The 15807-nt window shown below is 70.7% G+C and carries 10 protein-coding genes; 2 read left to right on the top strand and 8 right to left on the bottom strand.

All coding sequences use genetic code 11. From position 1 onward, the window contains the following. Nucleotides 1-79: 79 nt before the first annotated feature. The gene (locus ACFVHY_RS20410) at nucleotides 80-3484 is read right to left on the bottom strand and encodes an ATP-dependent helicase (protein ID WP_390275129.1); all 3405 of its coding nucleotides are present in this window, start codon (nucleotides 3482-3484) and stop codon (nucleotides 80-82) included. Next, nucleotides 3477-6914, bottom strand: coding sequence for an ATP-dependent helicase (locus tag ACFVHY_RS20405; protein WP_390275127.1), 3438 nt, complete (start codon nucleotides 6912-6914; stop codon nucleotides 3477-3479). Before ACFVHY_RS20405 ends, ACFVHY_RS20410 begins: the two co-directional genes overlap by 8 nt. 108 nt (nucleotides 6915-7022) lie before the next feature. Here ACFVHY_RS20405 and ACFVHY_RS20400 point away from each other — a divergent pair, with 108 nt between their 5' ends. Then, a complete protein-coding gene (locus tag ACFVHY_RS20400) occupies nucleotides 7023-7799 on the top strand; it encodes an alpha/beta fold hydrolase (RefSeq protein WP_390275125.1) in 777 nt (258 codons plus the stop codon). Nucleotides 7800-7822: 23 nt separating this feature from the next. Continuing rightward, nucleotides 7823-8125 (top strand): MGMT family protein, encoded by a 303-nt coding sequence (locus ACFVHY_RS20395; RefSeq protein ID WP_390275122.1) that lies wholly within the window; start codon nucleotides 7823-7825, stop codon nucleotides 8123-8125. Between the two features lie 12 nt (nucleotides 8126-8137). Here ACFVHY_RS20395 and ACFVHY_RS20390 read toward each other — a convergent pair whose 3' ends face one another. The 6 genes from ACFVHY_RS20390 to ACFVHY_RS20365 form a co-directional block, all read right to left on the bottom strand. Continuing rightward, complete coding sequence (locus ACFVHY_RS20390; RefSeq protein WP_390275120.1) at nucleotides 8138-8881, bottom strand: sirohydrochlorin chelatase; 744 nt, start codon at nucleotides 8879-8881, stop codon at nucleotides 8138-8140. Nucleotides 8882-8898: 17 nt separating this feature from the next. Beyond that, complete coding sequence (locus tag ACFVHY_RS20385; RefSeq protein WP_390275143.1) at nucleotides 8899-10083, bottom strand: uroporphyrinogen-III synthase; 1185 nt, start codon at nucleotides 10081-10083, stop codon at nucleotides 8899-8901. Between the two features lie 5 nt (nucleotides 10084-10088). Further along, nucleotides 10089-10526 (bottom strand): nitrite reductase (NAD(P)H) small subunit family protein, encoded by a 438-nt coding sequence (locus ACFVHY_RS20380; RefSeq protein WP_390275118.1) that lies wholly within the window; start codon nucleotides 10524-10526, stop codon nucleotides 10089-10091. After that, nucleotides 10523-13111 (bottom strand): nitrite reductase large subunit NirB, encoded by a 2589-nt coding sequence (gene nirB / locus ACFVHY_RS20375; RefSeq protein WP_390275115.1) that lies wholly within the window; start codon nucleotides 13109-13111, stop codon nucleotides 10523-10525. The genes ACFVHY_RS20380 and nirB overlap by 4 nt, the downstream gene beginning before the upstream one ends. Before the next feature lie 37 nt (nucleotides 13112-13148). Next, complete coding sequence (locus tag ACFVHY_RS20370; protein ID WP_390275113.1) at nucleotides 13149-14654, bottom strand: nitrate/nitrite transporter; 1506 nt, start codon at nucleotides 14652-14654, stop codon at nucleotides 13149-13151. Between the two features lie 237 nt (nucleotides 14655-14891). Further along, nucleotides 14892-15746 (bottom strand): TIGR02569 family protein, encoded by an 855-nt coding sequence (locus ACFVHY_RS20365; RefSeq protein ID WP_226513776.1) that lies wholly within the window; start codon nucleotides 15744-15746, stop codon nucleotides 14892-14894. Nucleotides 15747-15807 lie beyond the last annotated feature (61 nt).

The following is a 15807-nucleotide window of genomic DNA, read 5'->3' as shown; positions in this document are numbered from 1 at the left end:
TCGCTCACACGCTGCAATGTAGCCCACCTCGGGGCATCACAAGGCATGTGGCGGGAGCTGTCCCGGGGCACCGGCGCGCTCAGCGGGCCAGCTTCGCGGCGAGGGTCGCCTCGTCGGGCAGGTCGTCGGCCTCCAGGGTGTGCCCGTCGCGCACATAGTGGAACGCGGCGCGGACCTTGGTCGGCTCCACCCCGGCCAGCTGCGCCCACGCCAGGCGGTACGCGGCCAGCTGGATGAAGAGTGATTCCCGGCGGGCGGGTTCGGGGATCACACCGGTCTTCCAGTCCACGACCGTCCACGAACCGTCCTTCTCGGCGAACACCGCGTCGATCCGTCCGCGCACGACGATCCCGCCGATGACGGTCTCGAAGGGCACCTCCACCTCGGTCGGGCTGCGATTCGCCCACGGCGAGGAGAGGAACGCGGCCCGCAGTTCCTCGAGATCAGCGTCCGGACTCGCGGTCGCGTCGGCGGCGCCGGGCAGTTCGTCGATGTCGAGGAGCCGTGTCGCCCCGAACCAGCGTTCCACCCAGGCGTGGAACGCGGTGCCGCGCCGGGCCATCGGGTTGGGCCGGAACGGGGTGGGCCGGCGGAGTCGGCGAGCGAACTCGGCCTCGTCGGCGTCGAGTTCGACCAGCTGGCTGACGGACAGATGGGTCGGCAACGACACCTCGACGAGCGCCTGGTTGGCCTGATGGTGCTCGGCGAGCAGGGCCGACACCTCGGCCTCCCACGCCCCGATCTCGTCCGCGGGGTCGGCCGGTGGCGTTGCGGGGGTCTCGGCGTCGGCAGGGCCGGACTGGGCAGCGGGTGTGTCGAACAGCGCGGGCGCCGCGCGGCCGGCGATGGCGTCGGCGACCAGATCGGCCGCCCGCTGTACCGAGTCGCGGCGGCCGGCCAGCGGATCGCGCGGCCACGGCGCCGCGATCGCGCGTTCGGCCAACGGATTCGGGCTGTCCGGTTCGGGCGGTGGCGTCCGCACCGCGATCGACAGACCGGTCGAGTCGACGCTCGAGCCGGCGATCGCCTCATCGATGCCGGTCATCAACTCGTCGAAGAAATCCGAACCACCGCGGGGTTTGTCGCCGGTCTCCGACCAGTGGTGCGCCGAGATCAGCAGGTCGTGCCGGGCGCGGGTGAGTGCCACATAGAGCAGCCGGCGGTCCTCCTCGAGTCGCCGTTCGCCGATCGCGGCCTTGTGGTCGGTCAGGGCGTCCTCGAGCTGCTTGCGGTCGGCGACGGTGTCGATCTTCAGGATCGGGAACCCCTCCGGCGCACCGTCGGCCGCCTCTGCCGGGATCGCCAGATCGCCGCGCAGGTCCGCCGGGAGTTCGCGCGCACTGCCCAGCCATGTGGTGTCGGCCTTGGCGCTGGGGAAGATCCCCTTCGCCAGGTGCGGGATCGCGACGACATCCCACTCGAGGCCCTTGGCCGCGTGCACGGTGAGGATCTGCACCCGCTGTTCGGCCACCTCGATGCGGCCCGGTTCGAGACCCTTCTCGATGGTCTCGGCAGCATCCAGGAAGGCGAGCAGCCCAGGCAGATTCGCTCCCGGACGATCGGCGTAATGACTGACGTAGTCGGCGAAGGCGTCGAGGTGTTCGCGTCCGGTGATCGCACCCCGCATGCGGCGCGCCCGGATCTGCGCCTCGACGCCGACCCCGATCGTGTTCTCCACGTCGGCGACGAGTTCGGGCAGCGGTTGTCCGATGCGACGGCGCAGTGACTCCAACTGCGCACCGAACGCCCGGATGCGGGCGTAACCCTCGGGGCTGTAGTCGGTGGCCTCGCCCGGGTCGACGACGGCGTCGGCGATGCCCGCCCGGTCGACGATCTCGGTGGGCAGCACCGCGTCGAGTGCGGCGTCGAGCGCTTCCCTGCTGGTGACCACCCCGCCCGCCTCGGCGAAGCTCTCCGCCGCCAGGTTGGTGGCCCGACGCCAGAGCGCGGCGAGGTCCTTGGCGCCGAGCCGCCAGCGGGCCCCGGTGAGCAGACGCATGACCGCGGTCCCGGCCATCGGGTCGGCCATCACGCGCAGGGTCGCGACGATGTCCTCGATCTCCGGGACGTGCAGCAGCCCGCCGATGCCGACCACCTCGGTGGGGATGCCCCGACTCTCGAGCTCGGCGGCCAGCGGCGCCGAATCCTCGTTGCGGCGCACCAGGATCGCAGTCGTCGGCGGCGCCACGTCTGCGGCCTCGGCCGCCCGGTAGCGTTCCTCGACCGCGTCGGCGATCCAGTTCCGTTCGTCCAGAACCGTTTCGGTCAGAGCGATCGACGCCGTTCCGTGCGGGGCATCGGGACGCGGCCGGAGCACACTGACCGGGATACCGCGGCGTCGGAGCTCCTCGGAGATCTGATTCGCCAACCGCAACCCCTGGGCCGAGTTGCGCCAGCTGGTGAGGAGTTCCAGTCGCCGGGCCGGGGTCCCGTCGGGTCGTGGGAAGTCGCGCGCGAACCGCGGCAGGTTGGCCGCCGAGGCGCCACGCCACCCGTAGATGGACTGGATGGGGTCGCCGACCGAGGTGACCGCGACCGGCGCACGGCCGTGCCCACCGAACAGGGTCGACAGCAACACCCGTTGCGAGTGGCCGGTGTCCTGGTACTCGTCGAGGAGAACCGCGCGGAAGGCGGTGCGCTCGGCGGTCACGACCTCGGGATTGGACACCACCAGCCGTGCCGCCAGCGACATCTGGCTGCCGAAGTCGAGCGCGGACTGGGCGCGCATCGTCTCGCCCAGCGCGATGACCATCGGGATCAGCTCGCGACGTTCGTCGATGACCTCCTGGACCTTCAGCAGCGCCTGGGTCGGTTTGTCACGCTGCTTGGGGCCCTTCGGGAGGGTGTCGACGAGTTCGTACAGCGTCGAACCCGCCTGCGCGAGGTCGGCGATGTCGACGAGGTGCTCGGACATCTCGCCGTACAGCTTGAGCACCGCCTCGGTGACACTCGCCGGCACCTTCTTGGTGTTCAGTTCGCCCGGCCACGCGGAGACGAGGGAGAACGCGAGCTGCCAGAGCTCGGTCTCGGTGAGCAGCGTCGACGACGGTTCCACCGGCAGCAACAGCCCGTAGTCGGCGATCAGCCGGCCGGCGTAGGCGTGGTAGGTGCTCACCTCGGGGTCGGCGCCGCGCAGGCGGGCGGCCAACGCGCCGTCGGGATCCCAGTTTCGCAGCGCCGGCGACCCGGCGAGCATCGAGAGCCGACGCCGGATGCGGGCGCCGAGTTCGCTCGCGGCCTTGCGCGTGAACGTGAGCCCGAGGATCTCGTCGGGGGCCACGAGCTGGTTGGCCACCAGCCACACCACGCGCGAGGCCATCGTCTCGGTCTTGCCGGCCCCGGCTCCGGCGACGACGAGCATCGGCTCCATGGGCGCCTCGATCACCGCCACCTGCTCGGGCGTGGGGTCGGGCAGACCCAGCGCCGCGGCCAGCGACTTCGCCCCGACCATCGGCCGTTCGGTCCGATCCTGCAGGTCAGTCATCGGTCACCGCCTTCCCCGGGATCTGGGCCGGACAGCTGGTGGTGAGGTTGCAGTGCACACAGCCCGGGTTGGGCGTCGCGCTGTACGTCGGACCGATACTCGCCCGGGCCGCGCGACGCACCACCCCGATCCACTCGTCCAGCAACTCCGGCGTGAGCGGCGACTGAACACGCTCGGCCGCACCGGAATTGCGGTTCGCGGTCGACACGTAGACCAGTCGGGCGCCGCCCGGCGCGGCGTCGCCGAACTGGGGCACGCCGCCGTGCGCCAGCGCCACCTGATAGGCCGCCATCTGCGCGTGCTCGTCGGCGTCGGCCTTGGTGATGGGGTTCTTCGAGGTCTTCACGTCGACGACGACCGGCCGGCCGGCGCCATCGGTCTCGAGGCGGTCGACACGCCCGCGCAGACGGACCGCGGGCTCATCGGAATCCGGCCCCGACGCCGCGGGAATGGTTGCGTCGATCGGCAATTCGACGCCCACCTCCTCGAGATCGGCACGCGAGATGCGCAGCCACTCCCGGAAGTGCCCCAGCATGCCCTCGGCCCGTTCGAGTTCGCGAGCCGAGTACCAGCCCGCCCCGGTGTCGACGCGTTCCCAGATGCCGCGCAGCGCCGCCGTCACTTCGGCCGGGTCGAGCTGGCCGGCGACCGCCTGGACGAGCGTGTGCACGAGACTGCCGGTCAGCGCGGGGGTGCCGTCGCCGTCGCGTCCGCCGTTGCGCTCGAGCACCCACCGCAGCGAACAGCGGGTCAGTGCATCGACATTCGACGGCGACAGCGTCAGCGCCCCCGACTCCGGCGTCCACAGCGGATCGTCGGTGCTGGGTGCGGCGAGCCCGAACCAGTCGCGCGGGTGCGCACCCGGGATGTCGGAGTCGGCGAGCTCGGCCAACAAACGAGCCGCGGCCTTCGTCCGGGGTGCATCGGGTTCGTCGACGCCGGCGATCACCGCCGACCGCAGTGTCGCGACGAGGGACGGCAACGAGAGCACCCGGTCGACGCCTGGATCGAGCCGTACCTCGGCGCGGGCTGACTCGGCCGGATCATCGGTGTCCCCCACCAGATCCGCGAGCTCGGTGATGAACCGCGACGGCGAGGCGTCCCCGCTGCCGTCCTCGACCGCGGTCACGAGCAGCCGGCTGCGGGCCCTGGTGCAGGCGACGAGGAAGAGCCGACGCTCGTCGGCGAGTGCCGTCGCCCCACGGGCGACGGTGTCCACGGCGTCGGCGGCCATGCCGTCGAGGAGGTCGACGAGTTGCCCGGTGGCGAGAACGCCACCCCGGCTGCGCAGCGACGGCCACAGTCCGTCCTGGACCCCGGCGACGGCGACGACCTCCCATTCCCGCCCCACCGCGGCGTGCGCGGAGAGCACGGTCACCGATTCGGTGGCGGCGGTGGTTGTTCGGCTGTCGCGCGGGATCTGCAATTGAGACAGGTAGTGCACGAATCCGGCGGGTCCGGCCGCGGGCAGCGTGTCGGTGAAATCCGCGGCGGATTCGAACATCGCCATGACCGCGTCGAGGTCGCGGTCGGCCTGTTCACCGGCCGGGCCGCCGCGGACCGCCGATGCCGCCCACCGCCGCTCGAGTCCGGTGGCCTGCCACGCCGCCCACAGGGTCTCCTCGATCCCGCGGCGCGCGTCATGGACCCGCTGGGCCGCACCGACGACGTCCAGCACGCGGGCCAGCGGCGCCGCCTCGGTCTCGGTGAGCCGTCGGCGATAGCGCGCACCGACCTCGGGGTCGAGGATGGCGCGGGTCAACGAGGTGAGTGAATCCGGTTGTCCGGCCGGGTCGTCGGCATCGTCGAGACGCCGCACACCGCGTCGGAGACGGCGCATCGAGCCCGGGTCGGCCGCCCCGATCGGACCGGACAGCAACGTGAGCGTGTCCTCGGTGCTGAAGAGCTCGCTGGTGAACAGTTCGGTGGTCTCCGGGTCGGTGGTGTCAGGCAGGTCGGTACCTGTTTCCGCGGCCGCCCGCGCGGCGACGGCGCGCAACACCAGCATCAGTCCGATGACGGCTCGTTGCCGATGCAGGGGGAGGTCGCTCGCGGGCGTCGTCAAAGGAACACCCGCGGACCGGAAGGCGCGTCGGAGCGGCGGCAGGGCCAGGGACACCGACCGGACGACGACCGCCATCTGCGACCACGGGACCCCGTCGAACAGATGCGCACGACGCAAGAGGTCGGCGATGGCGGTGGCTTCTTTCGCGGCAGACCCGTACACGCGCACCGCGGCCGCGCCTCCCCCATCGGCCGCGCCCGGGTCGGCGTCGGCCGGATCCGTCACCGGGTCGGGATACGGGTGCGGGCGGGCGCCGGGCAACCGGGCGGCGATCGCACGTCCGAGCCGGGACAGCTCGGGCCGGGCGCGGTGATCGTGTTCCAGCAGGATGTCGAGCGGGCTGCCCGGTTCGGCCAGCCCGTCCGCGAATCGGGGACTCGCACCCCGGAATCCGAACACGGACTGGTCGGTGTCGGCGGCGATGATCGTCGAGAGGGTTCCGGTGCCGACCAGCGTGATGAGCTGCGCCGCCTGCGGGTCGAGATGCTGTGCGTCATCGACCAGCAGATGCCGGATACGACGGCGCTCACCGCTCAGCAGGTCGGGATCGGTGGCGAAGGCCGAGAGGGCCGAGCCGATCAACTCGGCCGCGTCGACCGCGGGTGCCGAGGCCCCCGGGGTCTCGAGGCCGACCGCCCCGCGCAGCAGCATGTTCTGCTCGTACTGCGCGTAGGCCCGGGCGGCCGCGGCCCACTCCGGCCGTTTGTGCGTACGCCCCAGCGCGGCAAGCTCTTCCGGACCCACCCCGCGTTCGGCGGCGCGCATCATGAGGTCGCGCAACGCCTGGGCGAACCCGTCGGTGCCCAGCGCGGGCCGTAGGTGGGCAGGCCAGTACCCGGCGCCGTCCTCGATGTCACCGGCGAGCAGTTCACGCAGGACGACATCCTGTTCGGACCCCGTGATGAGGCGCGGCGGCGGATTGTTGTGGGCCTGCGCCTGTAAGCGGAGGATCGCGAAGGCGTAGGAGTGCACGGTCCGCACCAGCGGCTCGCGCAGCGCACCGCCGAGCACCCGGCGACCGCTCGAGCCCGCGGACAGGACGCGCCGGGTGATCTCCTCCCGGAGCGCGACGGCGGCGCGCCGGCTCGACGCCAGGACGAGGACCGACTCCGGGTCGGTGGCGGGATCGAGCAGGCGGGCGACCGCGGCGTCGACGATCAGCGCGGTCTTCCCGCTCCCGGGGCCGCCGTGCACCCGCACCGGGCGCCACGCCTGCTCCTCGTCCGCCGGGCGACTCGTGGGCGGGTCGATCACCTGCGCCACGGACGGTGGCCAGTGCCGGGGCCGGTCCGTCGGGTCGGGGGCCGCGACGAGTCGCGCACGCAGCGCGCTCCGCGGGGTCTGGGCACCCGGTTTCCGACTCATGCACCCATCGAATCACGGCCCACCGACGGCCTCGTCGCCCGCGCCCGTGACCTGTGTCCCCGCGACCTGTGTCAGAGTCCGCCGCGCGCCGTACGGCAGGATGGACGGGTGACAGCTCTCCACACGCATGTCTTCGGCAGCGGTCCTGCGGTTCTCGCGATCCACGGACTCACCGGGCACGGCCGCCGCTGGGCAGCGCTGACCGATCACCTCCCCGGCGTGCGCCTCGTCGCGCCGGATCTGATCGGTCACGGCCGGTCCCCGTGGCGACCGCCGTGGAGCATCGAGCACCAGGTGCGGGCGTTGTCCGCGGTGATCGACGAACACATCCCCGCCGATGAGCAACCGGTGGTCGTCGTGGGTCACTCGTTCGGTGGCGCGCTGGCGTTGCACCTGGCCAACCGCCGCCCGGATGCGGTGAAGGGGCTGGTGCTGCTCGACCCCGCGCAGGGCCTCGACCCCGAATTCGCGCTCGACGTCGCCACCGACAGTCTCGACAACTGGGACTACGCGGATGCCGACACCGCCCGCGCCGCGAAACGTGCGGAGGGCTGGGCCGCCGTTCCCGACGAGCTCATGGAGGCCGAACTCGCCGAACACCTCGTCCCCCGGCCGCGTGGCCGGGTCGGCTGGCGGGTGAGCGCACCCGCCGCAGCGGCGTCGTGGAGCGAGATGGCGAGGCCCGCAGTGCTTCCGCCGCCAGGTGTGCCCACCCACGTGGTGGTCGCCGACCAGGTCCAACCCCCGTTCGTGCGGCCGGCCTTCCTCGAAGCGTGCGCGAGCGAGCGCGGCGCCGAGGTCACCGTCCACCACGCCGACTGCGGCCACATGGTGCCGTTCCTCGAGCCCGGGCTCGCGGCCGCGCTGGTCCGATCGCTGCTGTAGCGACGACATCTGTCGAGGCGACGATGGCAGCCATCACCGAGGAGCAGGTCGAACGGGTCCGCGTACTCGTGTCGGCCATTCCGGCCGGCCAGGTGAGCACCTACGGCGACCTGGCCGCCGCGGCCGGGTTGTCGAGCCCGCGGATCGTCGGCTGGATCATGCGGACCGATTCGGCCGACCTGCCCTGGCACCGTGTGGTGCCCGCCGGCGGGCGGCCGGCGCCGCATCTCGCGACTCGTCAGCTGGAACGGCTACGGGCGGAGGGTGTTCCGATCACCGACGGGCGAATCCGACTGCGCGAGTGCCGGTGGGACCCCGCCACGTGACCGACCCGCAGCTCAGGCGTGGCGCGGGACCGGCACACGTCGGTACGGACTGATGGCCGCACGCATCCGCGTCACGATCAGGTCGACGATCCTGGGGTCCGGCCCCAGGGGCGCGGCGACCGCGTCCGCGCCGTAGGTGCTCAGGCGCTGATGGAACAGGCCCGGGGCGAGGAGGTGGCTGGCGATCACGACCCGCCGCCCCGTGCGCCGGGCCCGCTCGACGGCCTCGGGCACGGTGGGGGTCGCGGTCGTGATGAACCCGACCTCGACCCGTCCGCCGATCAGCGATTCCAGCTGCCGGGCGGCCAGATGAACCTGCCCGCAGGCACTCTCGTCCGACGACCCGGCGGCGGCGAGCACGACCGCATCGCCCGGTTCCCAGCCCGCTTCGGCCAGACGGAGTCGGGCGACCGAGGCGATGGCCGGATCGGGACCCAGCGCCCGGGTGACGACGGTGTCCGCCCGTCCCGCGGCCGCGACGTGTTCGGGCAGGTCCTTGCGGACGTGGTAGCCCGAGGCGAGGAACGCGGGCACGAGCACCGCCGGACGCTCCAGGCCGGCGATGACCTCGCTCGGCGTCGGTCCGAGGACGTCGACGAACGCGGTGCGGGTGAGCCCGATGCGGTCGCTGACGGCTTCGGCGATCTCTGCGATCACGTTGACCCCGTGCGGGTTGCGGGTCCCGTGCGCGACCAGGACGGGGCTGTACCCCTGCAACCGGTCACCGTGCGGAAGCCGTACATGGTTGTCGTGCATGTGTTCTCGCCTCCTTCTCACTCGTCTTCGGCGTCGTACTCGAGGTCGACCGCGAGCCGGTAACCACGCTTGACGACGGTCTGCACCATCTTCGAATCCCCCAGTGCGGCACGGAGTCGCGCAACCGCGACCTCGACCGCATGGGTGTCGGAACTGTCACCGGGCAGACCGGCGAGCAACTCCTGCCGCGAGACCACGCGACCCGGGTTGCGGGCCAACAGTTTGAGCAGGAGCAGACTCGTCGCCGACATCTCGCGCAGCTCACCGTCGACCACGACGGCCTGGCCGCGGATGGCCGTGTCGTGCCCGGCGACTCGCAGCAGGTGGCTCCGCCGCGGCAGTTCGTCGGTGATCAGGCGCGCGAGCGCGCCGAGACGGAACCGGCGCGGGTAGATCGTCGGGATCTGCAGCGCCTCCAGCGGACTGGCGGTCACCGAACCCACGCACATGACCGGTACCGCGGTCCGCAGTGCGTGGATGAACTGCTGCAGCTTGCCGAGTTCTTTGGCACGGGTCAGGATCGACGCCGCCGCCGGGGCGCTGGTGAAGGTGATCGCGTCGAGATCGCCGCGGAGCACCGCGCCGATCATCTTGTCGATGCGCGCCACGTCGGGGTGCATGTGCCAGCGGTAGACGGGGATCGGCACCACCTCGGCACCGGCGGCGCGCAGCACCGTGCAGAAGTCCGGCAGCGGTTCCCACTCGCTGGTGGCACCGTGCAACTGGACCGCGATCCGGACGCCGTCGACGCCCTCTTCCAGCAGTCGGTCGAGGACCTCCGAGGAGGACTCGCTCTCCGGCGACCACTCCTCGCGCAGCCCCGCCGCCCGGATCGCGCCCTTGGCCTTCGGGCCACGCGCGATCAGCCGGCTCTCGGACAGCGCGCGCAGGACGGACTCGGCGTTGCCCCATCCGTCGGCGGCCTCGACCCACCCGCGGAACCCGATACCGGTCGTGGCGACCATCACCTCGGGCGGGTGGGCGATGAGTTCCTCGGTCACCCGCTCGAGTTCGGTGTCGTCGACCAGCGGCAGGATGCGGATGGTCGGGGCCTGCATCACCTCGGCACCGCGTCGTTCCAGCAGCACCGCGAACTCCTCGGCGCGCCGCGCGGCGGTGATCCCGATCGTGAAACCGGCGAGCGGCAACGGGTCGGAGTCCGGGGAGGTTGCGCCGGCCGGGTCTGCACCGGCGGGGGTCATGGTGTTCACGCCGGGAAGAACACCTCGACGATGCGGTTGACCACCCGCACACCGTAGCTGGGGACCGACACCGTCTCGTCGTCCAGGCAGATCCCGGTGCGCAGCGCGAAGACCTGTTTGCCCAGCGGCGAGGCGACGGTGGGTTCGCCCCCGCGGTCGCCGGTGAGTCCCCGGGAGAGGACCGCGGCGCGACCGAACGGGTCGATGTTGCCGATCGCGTACAGGCGGGAGCGCCCGGGCGCCGCCTCGCGGTCCGACTCGGCGGCGGGCAGACGGAACAGCGCGGCCTGCACACCCTCCGGACCCAGCACGGCGACGCCGCGGCCGACGATCAGGTCGTCGATCGAACAGGCGCGCACCCAGCTCCCCTCACACACCGTGGCGGCGACGGTGGGCGTCGTCTCTGCGGACATGGTGTCGGCCTCCCCTGGCGCGATGGTCATGTGGGCACTCCTTCTCTCACCGGTCGCTCGCTCACTCCATCGGGGCCCGACGGAGCGGTCGCCCCCGGACGGACCGCCGGCATGTCGAGCAGCACCGGCGCCTTGCGCTCGTACTCGGAGAACCGGATCGTCGGGTCGACGACATCGGGCGCATTCACGAACGAGACGAACCGCTTCAGCTTGTCCTCGTCCGCGAGCACCGCGGCCCACTCGTCCTGGTAACCGCCGACGTGGCGGGCCATCGCCTCCTCGAGTTCGGCGGCGAGCCCCAGGCTGTCCTCACACACCACGTCCTTCAGATGGTCGAGACCACCTTCGAGCGACTCCAGCCACGGCGCCGTGCGCTGCAGTCGATCGGCTGTTCGGATGTAGAACATGAGGTACCGATCAATGTAGGCGACGAGGGTCTCGTCATCCACTCCGCTGGCGAGCAGCACCGCATGCTTCGGGCTCTGGCCGCCGTTGCCGCCGACGTAGAGGTTCCAGCCGTGCTCGGTGGCGATGACGCCGACGTCCTTGCCCCTCGCCTCGGCGCACTCGCGGGCACATCCCGACACCCCGAACTTGATCTTGTGGGGTGAGCGGAGTCCGCGGTACCGCTTCTCCAGTAGCACGGCCATGCCGACCGAGTCCTGCACGCCGTAGCGGCACCACGTCGAACCGACGCAACTCTTCACCGTCCGCAGGCTCTTGCCGTATGCCTGCCCCGACTCCATCCCGGCGTCGACGAGGCGCCGCCAGATCTCGGGCAACTGGTCGACGCGCGCACCGAACAGGTCGATCCGCTGGCCGCCGGTGACCTTGGTGTACAGCCCGAAGTCGCGCGCGATCTCACCGATCACGATCAGCTGCTCGGGCGTGACCTCGCCACCGGGCATCCGCGGCACGACCGAGTACGAGCCGTTCTTCTGCATGTTCGCCAGGAAGTGGTCGTTGGTGTCCTGCAGCGCGGCCTGCTCGCCCTCGAGGATGTGGTCGCTGGAGGTCGACGCGAGGATCGACGCGACCGTCGGCTTGCAGATCTCGCAGCCCTGCCCGCTGCCGTACCGCTCGACGAGTTCGGAGAACGTCCGGATACCGGTCACCGCGACGATCTCGAACAGCTCGGCGCGCGACTGGGTGAAGTGGTCGCACAGCGACTTGCTCAGTTCGACCCCGGACGCGGCGAGCAGCTGTTTGATGCTGGGCAGGCAGCCACCGCAGGTGGTGCCGGCCGAGGTGCAGCCCTTGACCGCGGCGATGTCGCACGCGCCGTCGGCGATCGCCGAGCAGATGGCACCCTTCGAGACGCCGTTGCACGAGCAGATCTCCGCGTCGTCGGGCAGTGCGTCCATACCCACCGCGGCGCCGCCCTCGGGTGCGATGAGGGCCGCCGGGTCGCCCGGGATCTCCCGGCCGACCATCGGCTTGAGCATCGCGTAGGCCGATGCGTCGCCGACCAGGATTCCGCCGAGCAGCGTCTTCGCGTCGTCGCTGACGACGATCTTCGCGTACCGGCCGGCGACCGCGTCGTGGTAGGTGATCTCCAGCGCGTTCTCGGTGGTGCCGAACGCGTCCCCGAAGCTGGCCACGTCGACGCCGAGGAGCTTCAGCTTCGTGGACAGGTCGGCACCGGGGAACTCCGACGTCCCGCCGAGCAGACGGTCGGCGACCACCTCGGCGGTCGAGTAACCGGGGGCGACGAGGCCGTAGCACCGGCCTTCGACGGCGGCGACCTCGCCGATGGCGTAGACGTTCTCGTCGTCGGTTCCACAACCGGCGTCGACGAGCACGCCACCGCGCTCGCCGACGGCCAGTCCCGCGTCCCGAGCCAGCTGATCGCGCGGTCGGACGCCGGCGGAGAACACCACGAGCGAGGCGTCGATCGTCGACTCGTCGGACAGCGTGACCCGCAGGCCGCCGTCCTCGGCGTCGGCGATCTCCGACGTCCCGACCCCGGTGTGGACCTCGAGTCCGAGCTCGGTCACCAGGTTCTTCAGGATCGCGCCGCCGCCCTCGTCGACCTGCATCGGCATCAGACGCGGGGCGAACTCCACCACGTGGGGGGTCATCCCCATGAGCTTGAGTGCGTTGGCGGCCTCGAGTCCGAGCAGGCCGCCGCCGACGACCACACCCGTCGCACCCGGACCGGCGGCCTCGGCCGCGGCCCGGATGTCGTCGAGGTCGTCGAGGGTGCGGTAGACGAAGCACCGATCGTTGTCGTGGCCGGGAACCGGCGGGACGAAAGCGTAGGAACCGGTGGCCAGAACGACTGCGTCGTAGTCGATCTCGCGACCGCTCGAGGTGACGACCCGGCGGGCGTCTCGATCGATGCCGGTGACGGTCTCGCCCAGATGCGTGACGACCCGATCGTCCCCGGCGTACGTGTTCCCCTCGAGTGCGAGGGAATCCCGAAGCCAGGCACCGACATACGAGGACAGCCCCACCCGGTCGTAGGCCGGGTCGATCTCCTCGCTGACGATCTCGATACGCCACAGGTCGGTCGCGTCACGCTCGCGGAGCGCCTGGACGAAGCGGTGACCGACCATGCCATGGCCCACCACCACCACTGTCTTGGTTGTGCGCGTTGCGGTTTCGCTGTTCACTGCTCTTTGCTCCCTTGCCTCGCCGGTCCCGTGAGGATCAGGCCAGCGCTTCCTTGGTTGCCTGCTTGTCGGTGCCCTCGGCGGCAGCACCGGTCGATGCGGTCCCGTCGACAGTCGATGCCGGTTCGTCATGGGCGCCGGTGACCGCGAGATCGGTGGTCTCCGCGATGACGATCGGGCGCCGGGCGTAGAACCACCAGGTCACGACCGCTGCCACGACGTAGAAGAGCATGAACACCCAGAAGGCCATCGTCGCCGACTTGTTGGACTGGTAGCTGGCGCGCAGCACCAGGTTGATGCCCACACCACCGAGACCGCCTGCTGCACCGGCGATCCCGATGAGCGCGCCGGACATGCTCCGCGACCACTTCGTCTTCCCGAGCGAGTTGAGTCCGCTCTGCGTCTGCGCCTTGTGCTCCCAGATGGTCGGGATGATCTTGTAGACCGACCCGTTGGCCAGGCCCGAGAGCAGGAACAGCAGGATGAAGCCGATGATGAAGGCCGTCAGCGTGGCGCCGGTGATCGTCTTGCCGTTGTTGTCGGCGATCGTGCCGGCGACGACGAGGATCGCCGCGGAGAAGACCATCGCGATGAAGGTGTACAGCGTCACCTTGCCACCGCCGACGCGATCGGCCAGTTTTCCGCCGTAGGGACGGATGACCGACCCCAGCAGCGGGCCGATCCAGACGATCTGCGCTGCTGCCAGCGCCGGCTTCGCGACTCCGGCCTCGGTGAAACTGATGTTGAGGACCTGGCCGAACGCGAACCCGAAGCCGATGAAGGAACCGAACGTACCGATGTAGAGCAGGCAGATCAGCCACGTGTCGCGGTACTTGAGGCAGTCGAGCATCGCCCGGCCGCTGGCCGTCTGGTGGTCCAGGTTGTCCATGTAGAGGGCGGCACCGATACCGGCGACGGCCAGGGCGACGAGGTAGATGGCGCACACGATCTCGGGCTGGTCGGCGGCGAGCCAGATGACCAGCAGACCGATGACCTGCACGACCGGCACGCCGATGTTGCCGCCGCCGGCGTTGAGTCCGAGCGCCCAGCCCTTCAGCCGTTGCGGGTAGAACGCGTTGATGTTGGTCATCGACGACGCGAAGTTGCCGCCACCGAAACCGGTGATGGCCGCGACGGCGAGGAACCAGCCGAACCCGAACTCGCCCGGGTTCATCATCAGCATCATCGTCAGCCCGGTCGGGATGAGCAGCACGACGGCGGAGAAGATCGCCCAGTTGCGGCCGCCGAACTTGGCGGTGGCCTGCGTGTACGGGATGCGCAGGCAGGAACCGACCAGCGTCGCGGTGGCGGCGATGACGAACTTCTGGTCCATGCTGATGCCGTACTCGGGGCCCATGAACAGGGCCATCACCGAGAACAGGGACCAGATCGAGAATCCGACGTGCTCACAGATGACCGACCAGATCAGGTTGCGCTTGGCGATCGCGGCATTGCCGTTGTCCCAGGCGACCCGGTCCTCCGGGTCCCAGTCGGTGATCGTGTGGTCCCGTGTCAGTTGTGCTCTGAGATCTGCGAATGCCAAGGCTCCGCCTCCGATGGTTGCTGGTCTACGTGGTGTCACTGCCGTGCACAGGGCTGCGTGCAGTGGTGGCTGTCGTGGAAGACGCCGACACCGGTGTCGTGCGACTCGAGACCAAGTGTGGAGGGGGCGTGTTGCGCGGATTTTCCGCGAGGTGACCGCATCGTCACGTTGTCCTCACTCCGTCACACGGGCGTTGTGAGAACCCTGTCAGCGGCCAGTCAGGGCTGTGAGCTGCGGTTATACGAGTAACCGTACATGTTCGACGACTCGCTGCAACCCGGGCAGTGCGCCCGAGGTCGACCGCGGGTGCAGCGCGTGGACGGCCAGCCGGAACATCGTCGCCCGCAGCATCATCTGCGGCCACTCGGGCTGATCCGACCATCGCTGGATGAGTTCGGTGTCGGCACCGCCCCACGCCAGGGCGTCGACCACCGCGACCGCCGCCGCCCACGGGGCCGGTCGCCAGTACGGGACGATGTCGGTGATCCCCGGGGCCGCGGCACCGGCGAACAGCACCGTGCCGAAGAGGTCACCGTGCACGACCTGAGACGGAAGATCCACCGGCTTACGAAGCTTCGCAAGGGTTTTCAGCATGTCGACGCTCTGCACACCGTCGGGTGCGGTCGGCTCGGCCATACCGGCGGCCCGGGCCGAGCGCAGCGGGACGTCCTCCCAGGCGGCACGATCGGCGGCGGTGAACACGTCGACGTCGGTGTGCGGCGGAGCAGGCGGCTGCAGCAGGAACCGAGGCCGTTCGAGCGAGGCGGTCGCCTCGTGCAGCCGGTCGGCGACCAGGACGACCTCGTCGTGCCGCGGCTCGGGCGTCCCGGCGATGTAGGTGTCGGCGCGCCAGCCCGACACCACGTACCGGCCGTCGGTGGCGCGGAACGGACGTGCGATGCGCATCCCCTCGACGAACAGGGATTCGCGCACCGACGCCGACCACGCGGCGCGCGCGTGGTCGGGGACCAGTGAGAGCACGACTTCGCCGACACGCCACCCGCCGACCCACGATTCCCCCATCGCGATGGGCGGGTGGGCGGTGAGCCCGAACGTGTTCAACACGTGTTCGGGCGGCTCGACGGTGTTCACGTCGGCCAGATTACCGAGCGCGGTTGTCCGTTTCCGGAAGGCACGCGGCAACCACGCGCAC

Source organism: Gordonia sp. NPDC127522 (genome assembly GCF_042672305.1).
Lineage (GTDB): Bacteria > Actinomycetota > Actinomycetes > Mycobacteriales > Mycobacteriaceae > Gordonia > Gordonia hongkongensis.
This window is presented reverse-complemented; position numbering and strand designations above follow the sequence as displayed.